General features: G+C 36.3%; 23 protein-coding genes and 1 pseudogene. 14 read left to right on the forward strand and 10 right to left on the reverse strand.

Features of this window, described 5'->3' with window-relative positions:
• The first annotated feature begins 32 nt into the window (after positions 1 to 32).
• From ACK4R1_RS02640 to ACK4R1_RS02675, 8 genes are all read left to right on the forward strand, one after another.
• Complete coding sequence (locus ACK4R1_RS02640) at positions 33 to 1847, forward strand: hypothetical protein (RefSeq protein WP_409683267.1); 1815 nt, start codon at positions 33 to 35, stop codon at positions 1845 to 1847.
• A 120-nt stretch (positions 1848 to 1967) separates the two neighbouring features.
• Positions 1968 to 2927: a 2-hydroxyacid dehydrogenase gene (locus ACK4R1_RS02645; protein WP_409683269.1), complete on the forward strand. Its 960-nt coding sequence runs from the start codon at positions 1968 to 1970 to the stop codon at positions 2925 to 2927.
• A gap of 52 nt (positions 2928 to 2979) precedes the next feature.
• Complete coding sequence (locus tag ACK4R1_RS02650; protein ID WP_409683272.1) at positions 2980 to 3384, forward strand: hypothetical protein; 405 nt, start codon at positions 2980 to 2982, stop codon at positions 3382 to 3384.
• Positions 3374 to 3772 (forward strand): VOC family protein, encoded by a 399-nt coding sequence (locus ACK4R1_RS02655; RefSeq protein ID WP_409683275.1) that lies wholly within the window; start codon positions 3374 to 3376, stop codon positions 3770 to 3772. Before ACK4R1_RS02650 ends, ACK4R1_RS02655 begins: the two co-directional genes overlap by 11 nt.
• Before the next feature lie 79 nt (positions 3773 to 3851).
• Positions 3852 to 4190: a TM2 domain-containing protein gene (locus tag ACK4R1_RS02660; protein WP_187659312.1), complete on the forward strand. Its 339-nt coding sequence runs from the start codon at positions 3852 to 3854 to the stop codon at positions 4188 to 4190.
• A gap of 3 nt (positions 4191 to 4193) precedes the next feature.
• The gene (locus tag ACK4R1_RS02665; RefSeq protein WP_409683279.1) at positions 4194 to 4598 is read left to right on the forward strand and encodes a DUF2752 domain-containing protein; all 405 of its coding nucleotides are present in this window, start codon (positions 4194 to 4196) and stop codon (positions 4596 to 4598) included.
• The gene (locus ACK4R1_RS02670) at positions 4595 to 5026 is read left to right on the forward strand and encodes a hypothetical protein (RefSeq protein ID WP_409683281.1); all 432 of its coding nucleotides are present in this window, start codon (positions 4595 to 4597) and stop codon (positions 5024 to 5026) included. Before ACK4R1_RS02665 ends, ACK4R1_RS02670 begins: the two co-directional genes overlap by 4 nt.
• Positions 5026 to 5814 (forward strand): M48 family metallopeptidase, encoded by a 789-nt coding sequence (locus ACK4R1_RS02675; protein ID WP_409683283.1) that lies wholly within the window; start codon positions 5026 to 5028, stop codon positions 5812 to 5814. Before ACK4R1_RS02670 ends, ACK4R1_RS02675 begins: the two co-directional genes overlap by 1 nt.
• 40 nt (positions 5815 to 5854) lie before the next feature.
• Here the strand turns inward: ACK4R1_RS02675 and ACK4R1_RS02680 are convergent, their stop codons facing one another.
• The gene (locus ACK4R1_RS02680; RefSeq protein WP_409683286.1) at positions 5855 to 7666 is read right to left on the reverse strand and encodes a GNAT family N-acyltransferase; all 1812 of its coding nucleotides are present in this window, start codon (positions 7664 to 7666) and stop codon (positions 5855 to 5857) included.
• Between the two features lie 196 nt (positions 7667 to 7862).
• Between ACK4R1_RS02680 and ACK4R1_RS02685 the strand changes: the two genes are divergently transcribed.
• The 5 genes and pseudogenes from ACK4R1_RS02685 (at position 7863) to ACK4R1_RS02705 (ending at position 11382) form a co-directional block, all read left to right on the forward strand.
• Entirely contained in the window at positions 7863 to 8624 is a 762-nt protein-coding gene (locus ACK4R1_RS02685; RefSeq protein ID WP_409683289.1) for an exodeoxyribonuclease III, read from the forward strand.
• A gap of 9 nt (positions 8625 to 8633) precedes the next feature.
• A pseudogene (locus ACK4R1_RS02690) lies at positions 8634 to 8702 on the forward strand (zinc-ribbon domain-containing protein); the annotation flags it as partial.
• Positions 8703 to 8723: 21 nt separating this feature from the next.
• Entirely contained in the window at positions 8724 to 9218 is a 495-nt protein-coding gene (locus ACK4R1_RS02695; protein WP_409684058.1) for a hypothetical protein, read from the forward strand.
• Positions 9219 to 9235: 17 nt separating this feature from the next.
• Entirely contained in the window at positions 9236 to 10201 is a 966-nt protein-coding gene (locus ACK4R1_RS02700) for an OmpA family protein (RefSeq protein WP_409683292.1), read from the forward strand.
• A gap of 146 nt (positions 10202 to 10347) precedes the next feature.
• On the forward strand, positions 10348 to 11382 hold the full coding sequence (locus ACK4R1_RS02705) for an NADP(H)-dependent aldo-keto reductase (RefSeq protein WP_409683295.1): 1035 nt from the start codon (positions 10348 to 10350) through the stop codon (positions 11380 to 11382).
• A gap of 65 nt (positions 11383 to 11447) precedes the next feature.
• Here ACK4R1_RS02705 and ACK4R1_RS02710 read toward each other — a convergent pair whose 3' ends face one another.
• Positions 11448 to 14723, reverse strand: coding sequence for a T9SS type A sorting domain-containing protein (locus ACK4R1_RS02710; protein WP_409683298.1), 3276 nt, complete (start codon positions 14721 to 14723; stop codon positions 11448 to 11450).
• Positions 14724 to 14801: 78 nt separating this feature from the next.
• The gene (locus tag ACK4R1_RS02715; protein ID WP_409683300.1) at positions 14802 to 15416 is read right to left on the reverse strand and encodes a hypothetical protein; all 615 of its coding nucleotides are present in this window, start codon (positions 15414 to 15416) and stop codon (positions 14802 to 14804) included.
• Between the two features lie 607 nt (positions 15417 to 16023).
• Between ACK4R1_RS02715 and ACK4R1_RS02720 the strand changes: the two genes are divergently transcribed.
• Complete coding sequence (locus ACK4R1_RS02720) at positions 16024 to 16419, forward strand: helix-turn-helix domain-containing protein (protein ID WP_409683303.1); 396 nt, start codon at positions 16024 to 16026, stop codon at positions 16417 to 16419.
• On the opposite strand, the gene ACK4R1_RS02725 is transcribed toward ACK4R1_RS02720, so the two are convergent.
• The 7 genes from ACK4R1_RS02725 to radA form a co-directional block, all read right to left on the reverse strand.
• On the reverse strand, positions 16416 to 17039 hold the full coding sequence (locus ACK4R1_RS02725) for a murein L,D-transpeptidase catalytic domain-containing protein (protein ID WP_409683306.1): 624 nt from the start codon (positions 17037 to 17039) through the stop codon (positions 16416 to 16418). The two genes, ACK4R1_RS02720 and ACK4R1_RS02725, sit on opposite strands and share 4 nt — an antisense overlap.
• Before the next feature lie 6 nt (positions 17040 to 17045).
• Entirely contained in the window at positions 17046 to 18416 is a 1371-nt protein-coding gene (locus tag ACK4R1_RS02730; RefSeq protein ID WP_409683309.1) for a PQQ-dependent sugar dehydrogenase, read from the reverse strand.
• Positions 18417 to 18514: 98 nt separating this feature from the next.
• Positions 18515 to 19837: an OmpA family protein gene (locus ACK4R1_RS02735; protein ID WP_409683312.1), complete on the reverse strand. Its 1323-nt coding sequence runs from the start codon at positions 19835 to 19837 to the stop codon at positions 18515 to 18517.
• Between the two features lie 2 nt (positions 19838 to 19839).
• Positions 19840 to 21456, reverse strand: a complete 1617-nt coding sequence (locus ACK4R1_RS02740) for a DUF4139 domain-containing protein (protein ID WP_409683314.1) — start codon at positions 21454 to 21456, stop codon at positions 19840 to 19842.
• Between the two features lie 71 nt (positions 21457 to 21527).
• On the reverse strand, positions 21528 to 23480 hold the full coding sequence (locus tag ACK4R1_RS02745; protein WP_409683317.1) for a transglycosylase domain-containing protein: 1953 nt from the start codon (positions 23478 to 23480) through the stop codon (positions 21528 to 21530).
• Complete coding sequence (locus tag ACK4R1_RS02750) at positions 23481 to 23948, reverse strand: hypothetical protein (RefSeq protein WP_409683320.1); 468 nt, start codon at positions 23946 to 23948, stop codon at positions 23481 to 23483. It lies immediately after the preceding gene.
• A gap of 121 nt (positions 23949 to 24069) precedes the next feature.
• Positions 24070 to 25431 carry a DNA repair protein RadA gene (radA, locus tag ACK4R1_RS02755; protein ID WP_409683323.1) on the reverse strand — a complete coding sequence of 454 codons (1362 nt, stop codon included), beginning with the start codon at positions 25429 to 25431 and terminating at the stop codon, positions 24070 to 24072.
• Positions 25432 to 25441 lie beyond the last annotated feature (10 nt).

A 25441-nucleotide genomic window follows, 5' to 3' on the forward strand; every position in this document is an offset into this window, starting at 1 on the left:
AATATTCGCCCCTTATTAAAAAACGTTACCACATGAGTACTACCAACAACATTCATACTTTTCATATTCCTGTTATGGGATTGGCTTATACTATTGACAGCCCGATTCGCGTGGCGCAATATGGCATTTCTTCCGTGATTTCAATAACCGATGACGAATTGATAGAAAAGATGCGTGCTTTTTACAGTAAAAAGTTCAGTCTTCCCTATCAGGAAATTACCCAAAAATGTCATGATTACCGTGCGGAACGAATCAAACACTATTTGAATTTAGTCGATACGATTGTCAAAGACAAATTTGAAAGTTTCAAAAATGAATTGGCGGAAAACAAAACCGTTTTGGAAAATTACATCGCCATATTGCCTATTAAATCAGAGTTCAAAAAAGGGTTGCAAAAGTTCATTGACGAAGGTTTGTCGATGAAAGAATCGGTTAAAAATTATTTGGCCGAACACTTTTCTCCCGGCGGTATTGATGTGAACATTATGACCAAAGTGGACAAAGACAATTTTGACAAAAAGGAACAGTTGCCGGTTGAATTTAACGATGCTCATGCGTCCTTACGTGGTTTTGCTGAAAGCAATCTTACTTCATCAGTCGTGCTTTCGGCCGGAATGAATCCGAGGTTGTACAGTTATTTTGAACAATTTTCGGTGTTTTATCCGGATGCGAATGGCGAACTGCAGAAGAAAATTATTTTGAAAGTAAGTGACTTCCGTTCGGCTATGATACAAGGGAATTTTTTGGCTAAAAAAGGGCTTTGGGTGTCGGAATACCGCATCGAGTCGGGCTTGAATTGCGGTGGCCATGCTTTTGCTACCGAAGGCTTTTTAATGGGGCCGATTTTGGAAGAATTCAAAACCAAAAAAGACCAACTGATACAATCGGCACACGAGCTAATGGTGAAAGCTTTGGAAGCGAAAAATCTTCCTGTTCCGGCTCAGCCTTTAGATTTAAAAATAACGGCTCAAGGTGGTGTTGGCACCGGAGAAGAACATGATTTTTTGCTGAAAAATTATGGATTAGATTCGGTAGGTTGGGGTTCACCATTCCTATTGGTTCCCGAAGCCACTTCAGTCGATGAAGAAACCAGAGTGCTTTTGGCGAAAGCCAAAGAAGATGATTTTTACCTGAGTAATATTTCACCGCTTGGCGTTCCGTTTAATTCCATAAAAGGTATGAGCAATGACCTTTGGAAACAAAAACGCATAGACGATAACAAAGCCGGAAGTTCTTGCCCTAAGAAATTGTTGGCCTTAAGCAAAGAGTATGATGCGCAAGGCCTGTGCACCGCTTCTAAGAAATACCAAGACCTTAAATTGGCCGAATTGGAAGTCCAAAAAGACCACTTAACAGCATCAGCACTTCAGAAAAAACAAGCCAAAATATTTGAGAAATCGTGCTTGTGTGTTGGTTTGGCGAATGCTTCTTATATAGAAAACAACCTCGATGTTAAAGGGCAACAGCAAGGTATTGTGATTTGTCCCGGACCGAATTTGGCGTATTTTGACCAAGTGGTTTCTTTGGCGGACATGGTGAAACATATTTATGGCAATGCCAATGTGTTGGCCGATACTAATCGCCCGAATATGTTTGTCAATGAATTGAAAATGTATGTCGATTATTTGAAGAATGAATTGGACAACTATACCGAAGAATTTACCACGGCCCAACTCAAAAAATGGAATGCCTTTAAAAGTAATCTGTTGGCGGGCATTGAGTATTATATCGATTTGTTTGCCAGTACTGATTTCTTTGGCAAAGACAGCAATACTATTCAAGAACAGTTGCAGTTTTACAAAGCGGCAGTAGAAGCGATTGAGATTCCGGTTTTGGAGCAAGTGTAATTTATGCTCCGGTTAAGGTTTCGGCCCTTTTTGTAATGAGAGTGGAAAAATAAAGTGTAGTCAATTATAGCATTTCAAAATCTCCTAAGAAATGCTATCTTTACTCTTCAATTTACCATCATGCCTAACCCAAACATTAGAATTCTTCATATCGACAGCAATCATCCATTATTGTGGGAGCAATTGGAACAAGCCGGTTTTCAAAATGAGGCTGATTTTACTTCCACAAAAGCCGAAATCGAAGCTAAAATTCAAAACTATCATGGGATTGTTATTCGCAGTCGGTTTAAAATTGACCAAGCTTTTTTGGACAAAGCCACTAACCTAAAATTCATTGCCCGAGTAGGTGCCGGATTGGAAAGCATTGATTGTGGATATGCCGAAGCTAAAGGAATTCACCTCATTGCAGCGCCTGAAGGAAATAGAAATGCTGTGGGCGAACATGCTTTAGGAATGCTTTTATCGATAATGAACAAACTAAATCGCGCTGATAGATTAGTACGCGAAGGCAAATGGATTCGTGAAGGCAATCGCGGCTATGAACTCGAAGGTAAAACCGTCGGGCTAATTGGTTATGGCAATATGGGTAAATCGTTTGCCAAAAAACTACGCGGATTTGATGTTACCGTTTTGTGTCATGACCTTCTGCCGAATGTGGGCGATGCCAATGCTAAGCAAGTTTCTTTAGCTGAATTACAAGCCCAAGCCGATGTGTTGAGTTTACACATTCCTTGGACACCTGAAACAGACAAGATGGTGAATTCGAATTTTATCAATGCTTTTGCCAAACCGTTTTGGTTAATCAATACCTCAAGAGGGAAAAATGTAGTTACCGATGATTTGGTGGGCGCATTAGCTTCCGGTAAAATCCTAGGTGCCGGATTGGATGTTTTGGAGTATGAAAAATTATCGTTTGAGAATCTTTTTATCGATAGCGAAAAACCTAAAGCTTTCGAGTATTTGCTGCAATCCGAAAATGTTTTATTAACGCCACATATTGCCGGTTGGACTTTTGAAAGTCATGAGAAACTGGCGCAGACTATAGTGGATAAGATTGTGCAGTTACGAATTACGAATTAGGAATTACGAATTGGTTTAAACAAATACTGAGCATAAATTAAAACTTTAGATTATGAACAAAGCTAGTTATTACCTAGTAGTGATTGTAGGCATCTTAACCTTCATTCAATTTTTCCCACATGCTTTTATGGGAATGCCGGCGGTTTTAGAACACATTCAAAAAGGAGAAATCCAACCCGTTGCGGCACAAGGCATGCAGATGATTTGGTTGTATTCTTCTATCATGATGTTATTGTCGAGTATTTGGTTGTTCTTTTTGGCAAAGCCAATAAAAGAAGGTAAACACGTAGCGAGATTACAAGTATTGTACATGAGTATTGGGTTTTTAGCCTTTGGATTGGGCTGTAGTTATATCGCTCAAGAGGTTTTTAATCCTTTATTTTTCTTCACGGTTGAAGGTATTTTGCTTTTATTGGCAGTGACTGTTTTTTACAAAAGAGAAAGCAATGAGCAATAAAGACCTAAAAAGAGTAACCGGTTTAGGTGGTTTTTTCTTCAAGAGTGAGAATCCAAATGCGATTAAAGATTGGTACAAAAACCATCTCGGCATTCCAACCGATCAATACGGCTGGACATTTTGGTGGAAAGACAAAGACGGCAATGATTGTTCAACCCAATGGTCGCCTTTTGAAGCCAAGACTAATTATTTCAATCCCAGCGAAAAGCAATTCATGATGAACTTTAGGGTTCATGACTTGGAAGCTTTGTTGAAAGTTTTACAAGAAGAAGGTGTAACAATCGTAGGCGAAATGGAGACTTATGATTATGGAAAATTCGGTTGGATATTAGATCCTGAAGGGAACAAGATTGAACTTTGGGAACCAATTGACGCTGCTTTTTTATAATAGTTTTTCAGCAATAGTATTATTTTATAAGAATTTTATATATTAGACCCATCAATAACAAAACCAACAAAACAATATTATGGAAGCACAAAAAGTGGACATGTTTATGATGATGAACGCAAAGTATTTTGAAAGTCATCATTTGAACGCTGTTAGAGAAAAATTATTAAGTCTTGACGAATCGAAATGGGGTTTAGTACAAACCCTTCAGTTCAAAGAGCCAACCACATCATTAATTGTATCACTTTTAGGTGGACAATTAGGCATTGACCGTTTTATGATTGGTGATACCGGAATGGGTGTAGCCAAACTGTTAACCTGTGGAGGTTTAGGGATTTGGGCCATTGTTGATTGGTTTTTAATCATGGGCGCTACTCGTGAGAAAAACATGGAGTCTTTCCAAAACACCTTTTATTAATAAATGACCCGAAATAAGTTATATTCTTTGTCGCTTATAGCTTGTTTGGCGGGATTTATTTATCTTTTTTACTCCATTCAAAAGGAACAACAAGAAACAGTTGGAGTGTGTATCATTAAAAATGTGACCGGTTATGCTTGTCCGTCTTGTGGTACCACTCGAGCTGTAACTTTACTTTTAGAAGGCAAAATTATCGATTCTTTACTGCTCAATCCCTTTGGAATAATTGTTGCTTTAATCATGACAATCTTTCCTATTTGGGTTTTGACCGATTTTTTTTTAAAAAAAGAAACCTTTTTTTTAGCCTATAAAAAAGCTGAAGCTATTATTAGAAAACCTTGGATTGCCATTGTTTTAATACTGTTAGTATTGCTCAATTGGATTTGGAATTTATATAAAAATCTATGATACAAGAAACCACTTTCCCTTACAAACCGGGCGAACACGAATGCGAAAAATCATCGAACAGTTATTTGATGTCTTTAGTAGCTTTAATCGCTGGATTACCATTGCCGATTATTAACTTATTGGCAACTTTCTTTTTCTTTTTAGCCAACAGAAAAGGCACTTATTTTGTACGTTGGCATTGTACACAAGCTTTATTGTCACAATTAGCGTTGTTGGGAATTAACAGCGCCAGTTTTTGGTGGACTGTTTCCATATTGTTCTCTGATGAGAAAGCCAGCAATGAATATTTTGCTTATATTTTCACGGTAATTATATTTAATTTGTTGGAGATTTTCTCCACTATTTATGCCGCAGTACAAACCCGCAAAGGGATACACGTCAAGTTTTTGTTCTTCGGAAATGTTACTAACTTAATTTGTAAACCATAATGATAAAAAAAACCATTTTTCAGGGATTAATTATACTAATGGGATTTGCCGCAGTATGGTTTGGGTTCTCCCAATTGGATTTCATGAAGTTTTTTCAAGTAAGAGAAAGAACCACTAATTTGGAAAATAAATTAGGTGATTTGATTTGGGCCGAAATATCCAATACCGAGGATATTGTAACCAATGACACTCTTATAAAAACATTAGACAGTTTGATAATTCCTTTGTGTAAAGCCAATGATATTGAACGCGATTCTTTAAAGGTTCATATCATCATCAAAGACGAAATCAATGCATTTGCATTGCCTAATAACCATTTGGTGGTTTACACAGGATTGATAATTGACTGTAAAAAGCAAGAAGCATTACAAGGGGTTTTAGGTCACGAAATTGCCCACATTGAGAAAAATCATGTGATGAAAAAACTCTCTAAAGAATTGGGGTATACCGTATTGATTGGAGCCAAAGGCGGAGCCGTAGCCAGAGAGATTTTAAAAACCTTAACGTCTTCTGCTTATGACCGAACTTTGGAAAAAGAAGCCGATATTACCAGTGTTGATTATATGATTAAAGCGAACATAGACCCAAAACCTATGGCCGATTTTATGTATCAAATGGCTATGGACAGCAACATTAACAAAGCCATGTATTGGATTTCAGATCACCCGGAATCGGAAGAACGTGCCAAGTATATTTTGGAATACATCAAAGGCAAAAAGCTCAAAAGCAAAGCCACACTTTCTGATAAAGATTGGAAAGCTTTTCAGGAACAAGTAAAATCAGAATAACCAAAAAGGCAACTCATTGAGTTGCCTTTTTTTATAGTAATTATTTATAATTCTTTTCTTTTCTTTCCAATTCTGCTTGAAATTCTTCCATTACAGGTTTTACAGTGCTTTCGGGTAAATCGGCTATTCTGATGTACATTAATCCGTCAACGGCATTATTGAATAGCGGGTCAACATTGAAAGCAACAACACGCGCATTTTGCTTGATGTATTTTTTAATCAAAACCGGTAATCTCAAACTGCCCGGTTCTACTTCATCAATGATTTTATCGAATTTATTTAAGTCCGATTCAGTTTCATTGAAAACAAAATCTTTGTCGGCATCTTTTAGTTTTACCTTGAATTCTTTTTTAGGGTGAATGTATTGCGCCACATAAGGGTCATAATAATGCGACTTCATAAACTCAATCATCAACGATTTGGAGAACTCCGTAAATTGGTTACTGATGCTCACGCCGCCAATTAAATATTTATGTTCAGGATAACGCAAAGTGGTGTGCACTATGCCTTTCCAAAGCAAGAATAACGGCATTGGTTTTTGTTGATAATCACTAACGATAAACGCTCTTCCCATTTCAATGGATTGTTCCATCATACCATATAATTCGGGTTCAAATCGGAATAAATCCTGAAGATAGAAACCTTCAATACCATATTTAGGGAATATTTCAGAACCTAATCCCATTCGATAAGCACCGGCAATTTGTTGGTTTTCATCATCCCAAAGAAACATGTGATGGTAATAATTGTCGTATTGGTCTAGGTCGATAGATTCGTTGGTTCCTTCGCCAACCGCTCTAAAAGTGATTTCGCGCAAACGTCCGATTTCGTGTAAAATATTCGGGATTTTATCAGCTGTAACCAAGAAAACCATGTAGTTTTTACTGTGTAACAATCGATAGTCGCCTTCTTTTAAAATTTCAACTTCTTCTAAAATTTTGTCGTGATTAGCAGGTTTTACAATCTGTTTCGGACTTTTAGGGGTTTTTAAATTGAGGTTGAGGTTTTGTGAACTCAACAATTTCGACTCATCATTAAATGAATTCGCCAACATATAAGTTTTTCGGCGTAAAAATTCTGAATATTCTTCAATGGTTTTGTGTTCGTTTTGTTCGGAGACAGAAATAGGTTTTCCGATACGAACTTTAATCACACGGTCTTTTTGCGTCAATAATTCTGAAGGTAATTTGGCTGTGCGAAGCGTCGGATTTATTTTAGACAGAAAGTAAAAAAAGCGACTGTTCTTCGCATGAAAATATATTGGTACTACCGGAACTTGAGCTTTTCTGATGACTTTAATGGCGCCTTCTTCCCAATCTTTATCCACTACCAATTGTCCGTCTTTATAAGTTGACACTTCTCCGGCAGGAAACATTCCCAGTGGTTTTCCATCGCTCAAATGACGTAAAGTTTCCTTGATTCCAATCACACTTGATTTAGCATCTTTGTGATTTTCAAAAGGATTAACTGGCATAATATAAGGTTTCATCGGCTCGATGCGGTGCAGAAGGAAATTGGCGATAATTTTAAAATTTGGTTCTCTTTCGAGCATTAATTTCAACAATAAAATACCGTCAATTCCGCCTAACGGATGATTGGAAATAGTGATGTAAGCGCCGTCTTTGGGTAATCGTTTTAAGTCATCTTCAGGGATTTCAAATTTGATTTGGAATTCGTCCAAAATGGCATTTAGGAATTCCACTTCGCTCAAATGTTTGTTGCGGTCGTAGATTTTGTTTAAGGTCGAAATCTTTAAAGCTTTCATTAATAGCCAGCCACAAAAAGTTCCGAAAACCCCATATTTATCAGCGTTTATTGCTTTTGCAACTTCTTTAGCAGTAACTAAACCCATGTATACCTTTCGTTTTTGAGTAAGAAACAAAGATAGTAATTCTGCTGAAATAGCTTCGAGAAAAAACAGAAAACAGCCGTTAAACTTTATTTTTTTATTATGTTTTTTGGGTTTCAAATGTTTGTGTTTTTACCTACTTTTGACCCAAGGTCTTTTGGCCGAATTGAACAGAGTTAAAAAACTAATGTAAAGCTTAATGAGAATTATTTCTTATAACGTAAACGGCATTCGTGCAGCAATTTCAAAAGGTTTTTTGAATTGGTTGCAACAGGCCAACCCTGATGTTATTTGTTTGCAAGAGATAAAAGCTACTGAAGATCAGATACCGTTACTTGATGTTGAACTTTCCGGTTATCCTTATCATTACTGGTTTCCGGCGACCAAAAAAGGATACAGCGGCGTGGCCATTTTGTCTAAAGTAAAACCGAATAATGTCGTTTTCGGCACCGGAATTCCGCATATGGATTTTGAAGGCAGAAACCTTCGCGTTGATTTTGATGATTTTTCGGTGATGAGTTTGTATTTGCCTTCGGGAACTAATTTTGAAAGATTGGATTATAAGTTCCAATACATGGATGAATTTCAAGAGTACATAGATGGTTTGAAGAAAGAAATTCCGAATTTGATTATTTGCGGCGATTATAATATTTGTCATGAAGCCATAGATATTCACGATCCCATTCGCAATAAAACCGTTTCCGGATTTTTACCGGAAGAACGTGCTTGGTTAGACCAATTCATGAAAAGAGGTTTCATAGATACCTTTAGATTTTTTAATAAAGAACCACATCATTACAGTTGGTGGAGTTATCGCGCTAATGCCAGAGCCAATAATAAAGGTTGGAGAATTGATTATTGTTTGGCCAGCGAACCGTTGAAAAACAGATTAACCCGAGCCGTGATTTTGCCGGAGGCCAAGCATTCAGACCATTGTCCGGTTTTAGTAGAAATTGATTAAACAATAACAATGAATAATAGTTGTCCAAATTGTCAGGAAGAGAATAACCCGGAGGTAAAATATTGTTCAGTTTGCGGGTATTTGTTACCTGTAAAGGAAATGGAAAAAACGGAAACTTCACCGTTTGGTTATAAACCAAAGAAAAAGATACATCCCATACTACTAGTAATTTTTGTAGTTTGTGTTTGGGCTGCTTTTTTTGGAATATATACTTTATTAAATCCATCAGTTGATGCACTAAATCCGTCAGTTGACGCGTCAAATCAGACAGTTGATGCAGAACTGGCCATGATAGCAGAAAACATGAACAGAGGTTGTCCTTTTCAGGTTGATGAAATAACGGTGTTGGTAAATGTTAAGGCATTGCCGAAAAAAACGATTCAATACAACTACGAGTTGAATGATATCACAAAAGCTGAAATCAATCTAGACACAGTAAAAAAATATGTTTTTCCCAATCTTTTGAAAAACACCAAGGAGAATCCGGAAGGGCAATCATTACGAGATAAACAAGTAACCTTCAAGTATAATTACTCAGATAAAAATGGAGAACACGTAATGGAATATGTGGTTACTCCGAATATGTACAAATAAACAAAATAAGATAACCTATGATAAAAAGAATAGTTTTAGGAGTAGTAGCATTGACCGTAATGTCTTCCTGTGTATCTAAAAAGATTTACAATGATTTAGAGAATAAGTACACCGATTTAAAGAAAGAAAACCGTTCGTTGGCAGATGAGGTAGATGAATTGCATAAAGCCAACGCCGAATTTGATTCGGTGAACAAATCATTGACAGCCGAATTGGCAAAGCTTAAAGCAGACCGAGACAAATTGCAAGCCGATTGCACGGCTACAACCAACAATTTAAAGGCTTTACAAGAATCGTATGCAGCTTTGGAGAAAAACAGCAACGATGCCTTGGAAACCAATATGAATAAAAATCGCGAATTGTTAGCCCAATTGGAAGCCAAAGAAAAAGCCATGGCTGCTGAACAAGACCGATTGAATAAATTGAGAGACGAATTGGCCGCAAGTACAAAGCGTTTGAACGAATTGGAAAGCATGATTGCCGCCAAAGATGCTGCCATGAAAAAGCTGAAAGATACGTTGTCAAAAGCACTGAATGCCTTTGAAGGAAAAGGATTGACAGTAGAAATGAAAAACGGAAAAGTATATGTTTCTATGGAAAACAAATTGTTGTTCCAAACCGGAAGTTGGGCTGTAGGTTCAGAAGGAAGAAAAGCGGTAGTTGAGGTTGGAAAAGTATTGGCTCAAAATCCTGATATTACGGTATTAATTGAAGGACATACTGACAACGACAAAATTTACGGTGCTATTGGCGGCGGAGTAGAGAACAACTGGGATTTATCGACTAAAAGAGCCACAGCGATAGTGAATATTCTGGGAGAAAATGCCGGAATTCAAAAGAAAAATTTAACAGCAGCCGGTAGAGGAGAATTTGCTCCTTTGATGAGTAATGATACTCCGGAAGGCAAAGCTAAAAACAGAAGAATTGAAATCATTTTGACGCCAAAATTGGATGAGATTTCCAAAATGTTGAATGAATTTTAAAATAAAGATACTAAGGTGTTGAGTGACTAAGGTTCTGAGTTTTGACTTGGAACCTTTTTTGTTGTCAACGATTCCAAAAAATGTGTTAATCGGTTAAAATTAACGCCTACAATATTTTACTTTTGCCCAGCGAAAAAGCGATACAAATGAACTACACTACGTTACCGAATACCGATATCAAAGTCAGCAAAATATGTTTGGGCACAATGACTTTTGGAGAGCAAAATACTGAAAGTGATGCCCATGCGCAATTAGATTATGCTGTTGATCAAGGTGTTAATTTCATTGATACAGCTGAAATGTATCCGATTGCGGCGCGACAAGCAACATTGGGTTTAACCGAAAAATATATTGGCTCTTGGTTAAAGAAATCCGGAAAACGAGATAATTTGGTCATTGCTACGAAAATTGCCGGACCCAATAGAGGTATGGAATACATTCGCAAACCGTTGAATTTTTCCAAGCAAAGTATTCACGAAGCGGTTGAGTTGAGTTTAAAAAACTTGCAAACAGATTATATTGATTTGTACCAAATGCATTGGCCGGAGCGTGTCATGAACATGTTTGGGCAACGCGGACTTTCAAAAATTGACGACCAATGGCAAGACAATTTTTTTGAGGTTTTGATTGTTTATGATGGATTAATTAAAGAAGGAAAAATTAAGCATATTGGTGTTTCTAATGAGAATCCGTATGGTGTGATGAAGTTTTTAAGTGAAAGCAAAAGACACAATTTGCCGAGAATTGTGACTATTCAAAATCCTTATTCTTTATTGAACCGTTTGTTTGAAGTTGGGTTATCTGAGATTTGTTTACGAGAAAATGTTGGCTTGATGGCTTATTCGCCTTTAGGGTTTAGCTTCTTAACCGGTAAACATTTGAATGGAATTCAGTCTGATTCCAGATTAGGTTTGTTTCCGCAATTCAGCCGATATTCTAATGAAAATTGCCATAAGGCTACCAAGTTGTATCAAGAATTAGCACAAGACCACGGATTAACTTTAACCCAAATGGCTTTGGCTTTTGTGAACCAGCAAGATTTTGTGATGTCCACAATTATTGGTGCCACAAAAATAGAACAACTTCAAGAGAATATTGCCGCTTTTGAAGTGCAATTATCTCCTGAAGTTGTTGCCGGAATTAACAAAATACAAGCGGTAATCCCTGATCCTGCGCCTTGATTATTTAATTTTTTCTAATGTGATGATTATATTATTAGGATAAAATTTATTTAGTATCAGGTTTATTATTCAACGGCTATTTGATGACTTTCTATTTGATCATTTATATAGATTTTTAATATGTAAATACCTTTAATCAGCCCATTAACTGAAAAGGTTGCTTTATTTTCTTTGATTTCAATTTTTGATTTTGAAATCCCTAACACATCAAATAGTTCACCTTTAATTATTGTTTCATTTTCTGGTTGAATGTCTTTGTCTCTTAAATCAATATTTACAATGTCTTTTGAAGGATTTGGATAAATTCTGTAAACAGATTGACTTTGTTTTTGATAAAAAGGAAGTTCAATAATTTCAAAAGGGAATTCAATCCATTCGCTCCAACCACAAGCATTTTTTGCTCTGAATTTCACCCCTGTTTGTCCGGTGCCCATAGGACAAATTTCGCGTGAGTCTTTGGTTCCAGTAAGCATAATTAGATTATTTAAGGGAATCCACTCCCAATTTGAATTGGTGTTAATTTCGGTTGGGGTTAGACCACCAAACACTGCTTTAATCTTATTGCTATCATTCAATTCAGGAATAGAATATGTAAAGTTGCCTCCGGGACTTAAGCAAAGACTTTGGGCAGTATTTGCGGTTCCGTAGGTAATTTCATTAAACGTTGGCGAACCAACCCAAATGTTTTTGATAAGAGTTTGACCGTTTTGAAAAACGGCTGTTATTGTGCCTTGACCGTTCCCCGTTCCTTTAACAACAATATTGTAACCAGATTGACTAATTAATTCTAAGTTTGGCGTAATCGACCAAGTTGTAACTCCGCTGGGAACTGAGCAAGTATTGGCAAAACTATAGGTGTTATTTGTGTTTAAACATATTTTTTCTAAACCAACTAACAGATTTGCTTCTAAAGGGAAGTATGGTGCTTGAGGTTGACCGGCTAATTCTTTAAGAAGCCAATTGACACTTTCTTTAGTGAATGAGGTGTGTTGGGTGTTTTTACCTAAACCAAAATAACTATCAAAGGGCGTTAAGTTATTGGTTGGACACTTTAAGTTTGTGTTTAAAGGATTTGCCCAACTCTGATTAGGTTGCAAATGACCCAATGCAGAAAATGAAGGGATGAAAGAATGTATTGGGTTAAATTCGTGCAAATACCATTCTGATCCGCCTAACATTTGACTGATACTATGAATGAAATTAGTGATTGATAAATTGTTTATCGACCAATTCGCTAACGGATAAGTTCCAGGTACGGGATTGGTGTTTTGAGTTGGATTAGCCAGTTCACTTTGAGCACCAAAATACCCGCCAGGAACATTGTCCATATTGCCTCTAGGGTTATAATTTGGTGCTTTGGTTGTTCTGTCATTAAATAGTTTTTTGAATCTAGCTATTTTTGTGTCTCCGCTACCACTAGTAGGAAGAAAATTAGCTTCCAAAGAAGCAATATGTATTCTGAATGTTATTGAGCCTAATGGTGAACTAATGTTTACTCTTTGAAAGCCTCTTAGATTTAAAACCTTTTCATTATCATTGGCAAAAGAGTAAAAAGGTTGTCCGTTAGATGTTATAGTTTCTTTTGATCCTGAAAGTGACCCATTGATCAAAGATATTTTTCTTAAATTCATAGGCCAACCATTTGAGTTACTGAGACCGTTCGAAAATTGATTGTTATAATGTTTTTGGAAAAATGAATTCCCTCTGTTATTTGGCATTCCTTGAGAAGTTGTTTGCGCATTTAAAAAGTTCTGATTAACCAAATGATAGTTTGATCCTTCTCTATGGAATTCGATTAATTGTTGTTGTGCTGCAGGAGAAGCCAAGTCTTTTTCATAAAAAGTTTTGGCTTCGTGACTACTGTTTTTTACTAAATTTAATAATGCTTGATCACCTAATGGGATATTGGCCCCAAGATGAGGGCTGTCAATACTTACCCATAAATAAGTGTTATGGGGAATATTGTTTTTTTCCATATAGGCTAGGGCATATCTTGAAATCTGTCCTCCCATACTAGGACCAATAACTGCGATATTATTGGTGCTACCATTATTGATTAGTAATTGTTTTGTTTGAATTAACAGTTTCACTAATGCCATTGCATTGCTTTCTATGTAATAGGCACCACCATCAATGGTAACAGTTTGACCATTTTGTAAATTGGTTGTAGTGTATTTTGGATGATTCACCATGATTATATCATATCCAAGTGATCTTAGTTGAGGCATTAGATTGACAGGTCCTTGAATATTTGAATTATAATATTCCATTAAATCTACCATGGCTCTATGCTTTTCAGAATCGAAAACACCATTGGTAGTGTTTCTTGAAGCGCAATCGGGAATATTTTCACAATCACAATCTTCTATCTTGCGTTTGTCACCTGGATCAAAACCATCAATAATGATTATTGGTTTTCTTATCTTTTTATCAGTATTGGTATTGCCATAAAATACTCGGTATTCAATTTTAGCTTTTATTGTTGGATCTCCCGCAACATATCCGGTAAATGGAATATCAGCCTGCAATTGAAAGTCTTGTTTATAGGGATCGGTTGCAAAACAGCCTACGGTGTTGTTTCTGGTAGTGCTATCCACTAATTGAAAGAAAATTTTACCATATGTTGTGAGGGTTGTATTGTCGGTATAGGTAATGGTGAATGTGCTTATTTTTTCACCGCTACTCGTGTAGTTTACCGTTATGTTTTGATTGGTCAATAGTTGAGAGCTTATTAGCGTTCTATTTATTCCATCACCAAAATTGGCCACTAAGGTTTTGATGTTTTTGGTTCCGTTTTTGAAATATAGATCATTCCTGATTTTATAAATTACTGAGGCGCCAGAAACATAATCTTTTGTTGGTGCAATGATACTGGTGTTTAACATGTAAAAAGGAGCCTTGCCACTAATTTGGACAAATTTATTAGTTGAAGTGTTGAATGTTAAACCTCCTTGACTTGGATTGTCTTCATTATAATTCAAGATGTGATACTGTGTATTCAGGATGGATAAATCAACTTGATTTTCTGCCGTAGTAGTGGCAATTAAATTTTTAAAATTATCGAGTGTAGTAAATTTTGAGCCATTACTTGCTCGATTCATTTCATCAAGTGCTTGTTGAAAATAATTAAAATTTGCCGTGTTGAAGGTTGCTGTAGAATTAAAGTTATAAATATTGGCAATTTGAATAACTCTTTCGTAGATGATACCGCTAGTGACACTAGTTTGGTTGATGTTCGATAGTTGCAGGTCTAAACTTATGTTTTCTCCGGCAGGAATTGTTTGTGCGTTAGCTTCAAGACAAAGTATTGAAGCTAGCAGAAAAGAATAGAATTTTTTCATACTTTTGTTTGCTTTTGGTTAGTAAAATTGTTTTTATTAATCTAGATTTGGGTTGCTATTCCCGTAGCAACCCTTTTTTTATGGAAAAACAGCATTTGGAATTGTTGCTCCATTAAAATCAAATCGTCCATTTGTTATTTCTATAATATCATTTGGGTTAGCGGAGTTCTTAACTCTACAACTGAATGTGCCAGATATAAATAAACTAACATTCGGGATCAATTGATATCTTGTTATGTTGATAGTGCCTGAATTTTCAAATGACCTGTAAAACTGATAACTATTAGTTGATTCTCTAAATACCCTACAATGTAAATAAGTATGATTAGCACCATCAATATTGTTCATTCCGTTTGATTCATTAATTGTGTAGTTTCCATATCCAATCTGTGGCAAATTTTGGATGTGCATCAAAATTTTAGCAGTTCTTTCACTTTTATAATCCCTTACCTCAATTTCTCTATATTGATTGTTTCCTGTTGGATCCCCGTAAATTGAAACCGCATTATCAGGACCTGACCAAGTTCCAGTTCCATCTCTTGGAATAAATAAATTGCCATCAATTAAACAACCAAAAGTATTGGCTCCTGTCTGTGTTATTGGAGGCAAGAGTGACTCAGGGTTTTTGTTTTCACTTTCATTGGAGCATCCCACTACAATAGCTAGTAATAAAAGGTTGATTAGTTTCTTCATAATTATGTTTAATTTATAGGTTGAAAATAATTTTTTTTAATCGACTTCACTTTGAGTCATATTAACTCAATCGATTCTATTTTGTTTTAAACAAAATAGAAATGTTAATCAATTAATGAATTGTGTTGTTGAATTAAAATATCTTATCTTACTTTTTAGGCATGATAGATTTTCATTAAGACTGAAGTGGTAATTGTCTTAATAAGGACAAAACTGAAATTTTGCAGATCAAATATAGGTGAAAATTATTACAAATAGAAATAATTTTACTTTTTTATCTTATGAAAATGAGTATCTGTGTTTGATGGTATTCTAAATACCTTCTGTTAGTGCATTAATTTATTACTCAGCTAATTTGAATATTAAATATTTTGAACATGTCTTTTATTTAGGTTTTACCCAGATCAGTTCTAGTTAATCAATCGATTGTTTTCACGATTTTAATTCAATCGTATTTTTAATCTCATTATCTCTTTAATGAATTTAATGTTGAGATAACCAATCAATATTTTTTATTATTTAACAAATTAAATCATTCAAAAGTATTTATATTTGTAGTAAATTTCTATTTAATTATGAATAATGTTAAACCAAAAATGAATAAATTATGGAAATTGGAATTAAGATTAAGCGATTACGGGAACGCGATAAAATTTCTCAAATGGAGCTTTCAACAGTATTGGGAATTTCACAAACCAAGCTTTGTAACATAGAAAGTAATGAGGATAAATCGATTGATTTTATCTTGATGAATAAAGTTTGTCATTATTTTAAAGTAGGTTTTAATTATTTTTTAGAAGAACAATCAACAACCTCTGATGTTTCAAATACACATGGGTTTTTGAATACAGATAGGCAAAATAATTTTCCAGAAAGTATAATTGCGCAAATCAATGCTTTGATAGAGGATAATAAATTTAAGGAGAAACAAATTGCAGAATTGTTGGCAAAAATTGCTATACTGCAAAATAAAAATGACCGTTTCAAAAACAATAATTTCTAATAATAAATACTCAAAAGTATCTTTTTCTGTGAGCCATCCAATATTTTTTCAAGTCGGTTAAAGAATTTTTCATTCACCATTGGACAACCTAAACTATTACAAATCGGATCCGATTGTTGTTCATATGGTACTTTGCTAAAGTAATGCAAAACGATGAAACGGTCAAAAGCCTTGCTGTTAGTTTTGTCTAAACCGAATAATTTATAGGCTTTTCCAAATTTTCCTATATAATGATGTCCGACGGAATATTTGCCCAATGAGGTAGTATTTGAATTGGGAATATTGCTAAACTTCAATTGGCCTTCAATTCCGGTTTCTGAACCTGAACCGTGCGCCACTAAACCTTGATCGATAATCTTATTCTCTTTTAAATTGTATACAAAAAAACGATTTTTACCCGAATTGATTTTCATGTCTATAAAGAAGGCAATATCATTATTATAGTCCGATTTCTTAGACACAAATGATTTTATACTGTCGACGTGATTTTTAAGTCTCAAAGGGGTAACTTCATTCTCAAAAACAGCGGGTCCTTTTAAAGTAGAATTGTTTTTATGCCCAAATCGATAGCCAAAATACAAAGCCATTATCGTAAAACAGCCTAAAAAGAGTTTTTTCATACCAAATTATTCCACTACCAATTTAGATTGAAAAGTATTTCCGGATTGATTTTTTACTTTAACCAAATACATTCCTTTGGCCATAGTTGAAATGTTTACGGAATTGATTTCGTGGTCATTCAAGTCTTGACTTAAAATGGTTTTGCCTGATAAGTCGATTATTTTTATTGATTTTAATCCGATGGCATGTTCGTTTTTTAGGAATAATTCTGTTTTTGCCGGATTCGGATACATTCGAATGCTGTTTTGAACAAAAGTATCTGTACTCAAAGATGTATCTATTAATTTATAAATCGTTCCTCCATTGGCCACGTAGAGTTCGCCATCTTTGTCTTCTCCAAAAGTGGTAATCACACCTGAAGTATCAAAAGCCCAAGTGATATTGCCAACGGCATCAACCCAACCAATTTCAGCCGTACAATAATCGGCAAAGAAATACTTATTGGCAAAATTCGGATAAGTAGTTCCGGTGTAAAAATAACCTCCTGTAATAGAACATCGGTTGGTTGAACCATGCGTGTACACGGAAAAAGGCGCAACTGTTGAGGCATAAGTAGGACACCCCGTAGTATTGTAAGCAACATTACCTTCATAACAACGCCAGCCATAGTTTAAACCGGTATTAGGTAAAGGGAATGCTGTTTTACTCACTTCTTCAATGGCGTTTTGACCCACATCTGCAATCCATAAATCGCCATTCAAACGGTTAAATGAAAATTTCCATGGGTTTCGCAAGCCTATCGCCCAAATCTCGTCATTACCTGCAATACCTACATAAGGATTGGTCGGAGGAATGCCATAAGGTGAAGCTGAATCTACATCTATACGAAGCATTTTACCCAAATTCTCATTGATATTTTGAGCGCGATTGCCCGGATCGCCTCCACTGCCGCCATCACCCATTCCAATGTATAAATAGCCATCAGAACCAAATTTTATAGAACCACCATTGTGGTTACTGAAAGGTTGTGTTACCGTCAACAAAACAGTTCCGCTTGTAGCATCAGCCACATTGGGATCAGTTGAAACGGAATAACGAGCAATTACGGTCGCACCATCGCCTGCACGAGTATAGTTGACATAAAAATAACCATTAGTAGCATAATTGGGGTGGAAGGCCAAACCCAATAAACCTCTTTCCCCACCGGAAACAATAGTGGTGCTTAAATTGATAAAAGGGGTTGTATTAACAGTTCCGTTTGCATTAACAATGCGGATTAAACCGCCTTGTTGTACCACAAACAAACGAGCATCATTGGCCGGATGGGCAATTTCAACCGGTGAAGAAAATCCGGTAGCAAAACTTTGAAGGCCGATGGTTTGTGCCCAAGCACAAGTCGCAAAAAGACCAAAAACGAAAGGTAGAATTTTTTTCATAGCTAATAGGTTTTTGGTAAAGTTAAAAATAAAACTATTACAATCAAAGGGTTATAAAAAATGCAACCCGTAAAGATTGCATTTTTAAGACGAAAACATCAATTCAGTTGCTGCAATGCGGTTTTAAATTCGGCCACTGAAGTTTTTTGGAGGTCCAAACCAACACTGGCATTTTTGTCAATTATGATTTCTTTTGTAGCGAAATAAACTTCACTTTCTACACAACTAAAAGCCATCAGTGTAGCTTTTCGGCCAACAGGAATTCCACTTAAAACCAGTTTATTATTTTTATCGATATGACCCGACATAATGGAATTGATGTCTTTGAAGACCAACCTGATTTCGGGTTTGTATTTTAAATCGATGTCGACCAATAAATCGGTTTTGTCTTTTATTTCGTAGAAACGATCACAGTTAATCCAACCCAATTTTGTTGAGGTTAAAATGGTACTGCCTATAGCACTCACTTTTTCTGCATCGGTTGTGGCTCTTTTAAAAGCTTTTCTTGTGCTTTTTCCGCCATAAATAGTATCTCTTTGTTCTCTTCCGTCCCAATAAAAAACCGCATAGGTAGACCAGTTTTCTTCTTCGGTTACTGTATAATTGTCATTTGTACTCCAATCAACGGTTTTGTCCTCTTTAGGATAACCATAAAATGTTTGCATGTCATTCGAATTGTCTTTAGAAGCAAACTCAAGGATCATTTCAGTTCCTTTTTTTAACTGCAATTCTTCGCCTTTTGAAGAGGCTTTTATATAAACCATACCGCCACTTTCGAGCATTATTCCGTTTGACATGGTATGTAAATTTGCTGCTACAACATCCGATTTTTTGTAGAATTCTTGGAGCTCAATATCGATTTTACCAATGGCAAATTTACCGTTGGCTTTTTTTAAAGAATTTTTAGGAATGGTAATTTTTGTGCCTTCTTTACCGATAATCGTAATGACTTCATTGGATTTTCCGGTGAAGAATTGACTTTCCTTTTGAAGTTGGTTGAAAATAGTATTGGTGAATTCTTTTTCGGCGAAGGTAAAAGTGATTTCCACTCTTCGGTTTTGTTGTTTGCCTTTATCACTGGCATTTTCGGCTACCGGTTTGTTTTCGCCTTCAAATTTCAACTGGATTTTTTCTGCCGGAATACCTTTGGCTACTAAATAATGGGATACTTCATTAGCCCTATTTTTAGACAAAGTGATGTTGTATTTCGAATCACCGTCGGCATCGGTATTGCCATTGAGTTCCACGGTTTTTAATTGAGCCAGGTCCAATTTTAACACTACTTCTTCCAGTTTTGACTTTGCTTTATCGGTCAAAATGAATTGGTCATAGTCAAAAAGTACAATTTCTTTATGGTTTTGAGCCGATGTGTACTGACTCAAACCACAAACCAAAAGAAGAAAAAAAATAGTGTTTTTCATATTTATAAATTATCAATGATTTTGTCTTTCGGGTATTTGACTTTGTAACTGAGGCGGATTTTTTTGGTTTCGTTAGGTTGTAATTTCAAATCCCAAGTCAGGATGCCGGTTTCGGAGTTGATTTTGGCACCGCTGCTTTCGGTCAATTCAATTTCGATGTCTTTATCCGGACTCAACGGATATTGGTCTTTTAACAACATACCGGCCGTTTCTTTTTTGTTGTTTCTGACGGTGATGTCGAAGGTAAAGGTTTGTTCCTTTTTAGAAGATAAGAAACGCGTGCCCGATTTGTCAACCACTTTTTCGCGTTTGATGGAAATCTTTTTGTCTCTTCCCATACTCAAATTCAAAGTGTCGGAAGTTTGGTTCGGATTTATTACGGTTTTGCCCACATACAATCCTTCGAAAATGATATTGGCTTCACCCGGCAACAAATTGTATTTAGAATAATCGCTGATTTCGGCTAAAAGAAACGCTTCTTTTTCGATTCTTGGCGCGGCATAATATTTATAAGTCGCCGGCAGTTGGATGTCTTTTAAAGCTACACTGTGCGGTTTGTTATTAGACAAAATATCATAAGGAATATCGATGTCGAAAGAAACATTGAGTTGGTTTTCAACAATGTTTGCGCTAACAGTGCTGTAGGCCGCAACACTTCTTTTATCTTTTTTTGCTGAATAGCCCTGAACAACAACTTCTTGTAATGTATTTGTTTTAAAATCTCCATTTCTGTAATTATTATCGTCATAAAAGCTTCCATACCTCAAAAACCATGCACTCAGCAAAGGCGCCTGATTGTTCTGATTCGGGTTGCCTGAAGACAAAGTTAGTTTTACTTTTTTCCAGTCGATACCGGTGTTTTGAACCACTTGGGCTTTATACATCATGTTGATAGGTGAAGTAATATTCTCGGCACGCAAGTCATAAAAAGGCGACCAAGAAGCAGAGTTGGTAATATAATTAATATCTAAATTCACCATACCGGCAATGTCATTCATTACTTGAACAATCAACTTACCTCTGGAATTTTTTTCTTCTTTTTTGGTGTTGATTTCGAGTTTGTCGTTGAGGTTTTTAAGTGTGGCTTTGAGTTTGGTTTCTCTTTCTCCCAAGGCTACAATGACATTATCCATTTCCATGCGTTTGGCTTTGTAGTAGTCAACCAGTTTTATCAATTCGGCTACATTTAAGCCGGTATTGCTGCCGCCAACATTTTGATAGGCATCCAAAAGCGCTATGGCTTGTTGGTTGGAGTAAGTTTCAATTTGGATTTTCTTGATTTCTTTGTTGACTAAAGTAATGCTGTCACGTACTTTTTTAATGGCCGGATTGGCCTCGTCGATTTCGTATTCCGAAATGTAATTCTGGGTAAACTGTACCGATAAAACCGTCACCGAACTAGGAGCGCCAATTTGAACAGTACTTTCATTCAAGTAATCGGCTACGTTTTTTATCACAATTTCACTAGTGCCGGCCGGTAAATTGACCGTAGTGTTTTGTGATAGTTCGGCAGCGTTGAAATAAACCGTTGCGGATTTGACTTTGGCGGTAGTAAAAATAGGTTTTTGCGAATAGCCAACGGCAGTAACCCAAAAGGCTAACAAGAAGAGTCTTTTCATGATAATTAAATTAAGGTCATACTACAGAGAGTAGTTATAACGCAAAAAGGTTGGAATTAGTATGAAATTTTCTAAAAATCAAAATCATCTACACTCAAACTATCATTTTGAACGGCAATAGGTTTTTGCCTTAAGTACATTTTGGCCGGTCCGGAAATATCCAGAGCAAAGTTGCCTATGGTATCACTTTCGGTAATAAGATTTCTTTTAAACATCAATCGCATCAGGAAATCGTTATGTTGTTGGGCATAAGGTTTGAATTTTTCGGCATTCTCTAAGCGAGACATGAATCCTTTGGGTTTAGGGATGATACTGGCTAAGAATAAGCACTGGTTTACATTTAAATCCTGAGGCATTTTGTTAAAATAAAAACGAGATGCTTCGCCAATGCCATAAACATTCGGTCCCCATTCTATAATGTTGAAATACACTTCGAGCATGCGCTCTTTTGTGCTGATGCGGTTGTTTTCTAAAATGTAAACCAACAGGATTTCTTCCAGTTTACGAGACAAAGTTTTTTCACGGGTTAAGAATACATTTTTGACCAATTGCATGCTAATCGTACTGGCGCCACGGGCAAATTTCTTGGTTTTGATGTTCTTAACAATCGACTGTTTGAAAGCCGAATTGATAAAGCCACGATGGGTAAAAAACGACGGGTCTTCACTAGTCAAGACACATTTTTGTAAATAGGGCGAAATCTGCTGTAAAGGGGTAAAATTGGGATTGGAAGCGCCCACTACAATCGGTCGTTGCGCCACGCCATTGTCAATCGCTCTGTACACAAATTCGCCGTTGATTTTGTTCAAATCGGCTTCTCCGTATTTGGTGATTTTTAAACCTTCGGGTTTTAGTTTGCTGTCAAAAATAATGTCGTTTGGTTTGTGGTTATTGTATGCAAAGTTAAGGGTATAACTAAAATCACCTTGCGCTTCCATTCCTTCGAAATGTCGGAATAATCCAGTTGGCAGAGAAGTAATGAAGTCATTCGCTTTCATTTTCGGAATGGTCAATTTGAACGCATAGACTTTGTCGGTTTCATTAGTGTATGAAACATGCGGATGACATTTGATGTTGTTCAATTGCACGGTCGATGTACTGTCTAAAGCCATCAATCTTGGTCCAATAATCCAACGGTAATCAAAGCGGGCGTTTTTGATTACGACGTCTTTACTTGCTATTTTTGGATGATTGACTTTTAAGTTTTGGATGGAAGAATATCCGTCAATATGCAATTTGCCGCTATTCATTGAAAGATTGTCTAAATTAAAATGAATCGATTTAAAACCGGCTTTCAGGTTGAATTTTTGGTCCAAATAAGGAAGGCGAATCGTATCGCTTTCCGGATTGAAAAACTCCAAATCGGCTTTTCGATCTCTTGGGTCGGCAAAACCGTTAATCGCCCATTGTTGGGAAAAACCATCCGAAGTAACTTGAATTAAAGTGTTTAGTTTTTTATCAGCCAAAGCCAATTGGTTAAAATCAAAAACTACTTTATGGCCTTTGTCGTTGATCTTAAAAGCAAAGCCTTTGACATGCATATCTGTTGGCACTAAGTCTAAAAGATTGGAAGAAATTCGGTTTAACAATTTGGCATAATTGACTTCGGCATTGTCTGTTTTCTCTTTTTTCGAACGCAGAAAAGCCTCAAAATTGCTGCCGTTTTTGGTTTTAACCAATTGAATATACCCTTTGTTGACTTCGAGTTTGCCCAACTGAATGTCGCCGACCAACAATTTCCAAAAACTAACACTGGTTTTCAATTCGTCAATACGAACCAATGTATCGGCTTTTTTGGGGACTAAAGTAATTTGTTGGAATTCGATATTCGTCAAACCATGAAATTCGGCTTTGGCAATGTTTAAGTTGCATTGGTAATCGCGCTCCATTTTGGCATCAATGCGATGGATGGCTTTCTCTAAAAGGGTATTTCGAAAAACAAAAACCAAAACAATCCCAAGCAGTGTAAGAAAACCGCAGACTTTAAGGATTCTGAATAGTAGTTTTTTGTTTTTTCGCTTCATTTATTCTGCTTTGTCAACTTCTAATCCAACACCAAGCACATTTGGGAGATAATCGGCTTGTTTGAAATCATGTGAAATGGTAATTTTATACTTTCCATTGGTGAGTTTGGTTTTGGTTTTTATTCGATAATCCAAATCACATACATCGCCTGAACAATCGGCTATTTGTTGCCCATTACTTTCTTTGATAGGCAAATCGACTGCTAAAGTTTCCCTTTGACCATCGGGATTTTCAATTACAAACTGAACAGGAATATTAGCAAATTGATAGTCATAGATATGGCTGAATTTGAAAACAAAGTTGTACAATGTAGTATTGTCTTTAATTTCAAACTCATATTGTTTAACATCGGATTTCTCCCAACGGTTATTTTCCGGCATCTTATCAAATTCACGGAAAGTACTTGAGGAATTACAGGAGATAAAAACAACCAGAAAAAAAGAAAAGAGTAGTTTTTTTGTTTTCATAAAAAAGAGAAGTTATTTATCTAAAACGCTGTTTTTCAACTTTTATTACTAAATCAAAAGTAATTATAGCCACAAGATTCCGGTTTATATAATTTAAGGAATTATTTATAGGATTTATGATTTACCCAAATAACTGTTCAACTACTTCTTCAATTTTAGAGACTAAAACCACTTTTATTCCGGGAAACTTTGTCGCAATCTTATTGTATTTAGACACAAATATGGTCGAAAAGCCTAATTTCTCTGCTTCTTGTATGCGCTGTTCTACTCGGTTCACCGGACGAATTTCGCCTGACAAACCGACTTCGCCTGCAAAACAAACATCTTTGCCAACAGCGATATCTTCATTGGAAGACAAAATCGCCGCGACAACCGCTAAATCAATCGCCGGATCATCTACAGATATTCCGCCGGTAACATTCAGGAAAACATCTTTGGTTCCGAGTCTGAAACCGGCGCGTTTTTCCAAAACGGCTAAAATCATATTTAATCGTTTGGCATTGTACCCTGTTGTACTTCGTTGCGGTGTTCCATAAACCGCTGTTGAAACTAGTGCCTGAATTTCTATCATCAACGGTCGCATGCCTTCTAAAGTGGAAGCAATCGCGGTTCCTGACAATTCTTCCTCGCGGTGCGAAATCAATATTTCGGATGGATTAGAAACTTCTCTTAAACCCGACCCTTGCATTTCATAGATTCCTAATTCGGCGGTAGAACCAAATCGGTTTTTGAGCGAACGCAGGATTCTATAAACATGATTTCTATCGCCTTCAAATTGCAAAACAGTATCGACCATGTGTTCCAAAATCTTTGGACCGGCGATGTTGCCGTCTTTGGTGATGTGACCGATAAGAATCACAGGAATGTTGGTTTCCTTGGCAAATTTTATCAATTCGGCGGTAGTTTCTCGAATCTGAGAAATACTTCCCGCAGTTGATTCTATATAATCGGTATGCAAAGTTTGTATCGAATCGATGATTACTATATCAGGTTCGGTTTCTACAATGTGGCGAAATATATTTTGGGTTTTGGTTTCGGTTAAAATATAGCAATTGTCGCTGTTCGGATTGATTCTTTCCGCACGCATTTTGATTTGTTTCTGACTCTCTTCACCCGAGACGTATAAGGTTTTATAAGGCAATTTTAAAGAAATTTGAAGCAACAACGTGCTTTTTCCGATTCCGGGTTCGCCGCCCAACAAGATTAACGAACCGGGAACAATACCGCCACCGAGTACGCGATTTAATTCGCTGTCAGTGGTGTCCATTCGTACTTCTTGGGTCGAATCGATTTCTTTGATTTTAAGCGGTTTTGAAACTCTTTTGGAATCAGAATTATCGAGTTTCCAGCTCGACTTTTCTTCCTTTTGGATAATTTCTTCGGCTATGGTGTTCCATTCTTTACAAGCATTGCATTGGCCTTGCCATTTGGCATATTGGGTACCACAATTTTGACAAAAAAAAGTAGTTTTGAGTTTCGACATTTAGGGTATA

The organism is Flavobacterium sp., from assembly GCF_046293665.1.
Lineage (GTDB): Bacteria > Bacteroidota > Bacteroidia > Flavobacteriales > Flavobacteriaceae > Flavobacterium.

Excerpts from the sequence above, each read along its gene's own strand:
- radA (WP_409683323.1), bottom strand. The coding sequence starts at position 25,431 with ATGTCGAAACTCAAAACTACTTTTTTTTGTCAAAATTGTGGTACCCAA.
- ACK4R1_RS02655 (WP_409683275.1), top strand. The coding sequence starts at position 3,374 with ATGAGCAATAAAGACCTAAAAAGAGTAACCGGTTTAGGTGGTTTTTTC.
- ACK4R1_RS02700 (WP_409683292.1), top strand. The coding sequence starts at position 9,236 with ATGATAAAAAGAATAGTTTTAGGAGTAGTAGCATTGACCGTAATGTCT.
- ACK4R1_RS02660 (WP_187659312.1), top strand. The coding sequence starts at position 3,852 with ATGGAAGCACAAAAAGTGGACATGTTTATGATGATGAACGCAAAGTAT.
- ACK4R1_RS02680 (WP_409683286.1), bottom strand. The coding sequence starts at position 7,666 with ATGGGTTTAGTTACTGCTAAAGAAGTTGCAAAAGCAATAAACGCTGAT.
- ACK4R1_RS02745 (WP_409683317.1), bottom strand. The coding sequence starts at position 23,480 with ATGAAGCGAAAAAACAAAAAACTACTATTCAGAATCCTTAAAGTCTGC.
- ACK4R1_RS02670 (WP_409683281.1), top strand. The coding sequence starts at position 4,595 with ATGATACAAGAAACCACTTTCCCTTACAAACCGGGCGAACACGAATGC.
- ACK4R1_RS02705 (WP_409683295.1), top strand. The coding sequence starts at position 10,348 with ATGAACTACACTACGTTACCGAATACCGATATCAAAGTCAGCAAAATA.
- ACK4R1_RS02740 (WP_409683314.1), bottom strand. The coding sequence starts at position 21,456 with ATGAAAAGACTCTTCTTGTTAGCCTTTTGGGTTACTGCCGTTGGCTAT.
- ACK4R1_RS02725 (WP_409683306.1), bottom strand. The coding sequence starts at position 17,039 with ATGAAAAAACTCTTTTTAGGCTGTTTTACGATAATGGCTTTGTATTTT.
- ACK4R1_RS02710 (WP_409683298.1), bottom strand. The coding sequence starts at position 14,723 with ATGAAAAAATTCTATTCTTTTCTGCTAGCTTCAATACTTTGTCTTGAA.
- ACK4R1_RS02665 (WP_409683279.1), top strand. The coding sequence starts at position 4,194 with ATGACCCGAAATAAGTTATATTCTTTGTCGCTTATAGCTTGTTTGGCG.
- ACK4R1_RS02650 (WP_409683272.1), top strand. The coding sequence starts at position 2,980 with ATGAACAAAGCTAGTTATTACCTAGTAGTGATTGTAGGCATCTTAACC.
- ACK4R1_RS02695 (WP_409684058.1), top strand. The coding sequence starts at position 8,724 with ATGGAAAAAACGGAAACTTCACCGTTTGGTTATAAACCAAAGAAAAAG.
- ACK4R1_RS02735 (WP_409683312.1), bottom strand. The coding sequence starts at position 19,837 with ATGAAAAACACTATTTTTTTTCTTCTTTTGGTTTGTGGTTTGAGTCAG.
- ACK4R1_RS02750 (WP_409683320.1), bottom strand. The coding sequence starts at position 23,948 with ATGAAAACAAAAAAACTACTCTTTTCTTTTTTTCTGGTTGTTTTTATC.
- ACK4R1_RS02720 (WP_409683303.1), top strand. The coding sequence starts at position 16,024 with ATGGAAATTGGAATTAAGATTAAGCGATTACGGGAACGCGATAAAATT.
- ACK4R1_RS02640 (WP_409683267.1), top strand. The coding sequence starts at position 33 with ATGAGTACTACCAACAACATTCATACTTTTCATATTCCTGTTATGGGA.
- ACK4R1_RS02730 (WP_409683309.1), bottom strand. The coding sequence starts at position 18,416 with ATGAAAAAAATTCTACCTTTCGTTTTTGGTCTTTTTGCGACTTGTGCT.
- ACK4R1_RS02685 (WP_409683289.1), top strand. The coding sequence starts at position 7,863 with ATGAGAATTATTTCTTATAACGTAAACGGCATTCGTGCAGCAATTTCA.
- ACK4R1_RS02675 (WP_409683283.1), top strand. The coding sequence starts at position 5,026 with ATGATAAAAAAAACCATTTTTCAGGGATTAATTATACTAATGGGATTT.
- ACK4R1_RS02645 (WP_409683269.1), top strand. The coding sequence starts at position 1,968 with ATGCCTAACCCAAACATTAGAATTCTTCATATCGACAGCAATCATCCA.
- ACK4R1_RS02715 (WP_409683300.1), bottom strand. The coding sequence starts at position 15,416 with ATGAAGAAACTAATCAACCTTTTATTACTAGCTATTGTAGTGGGATGC.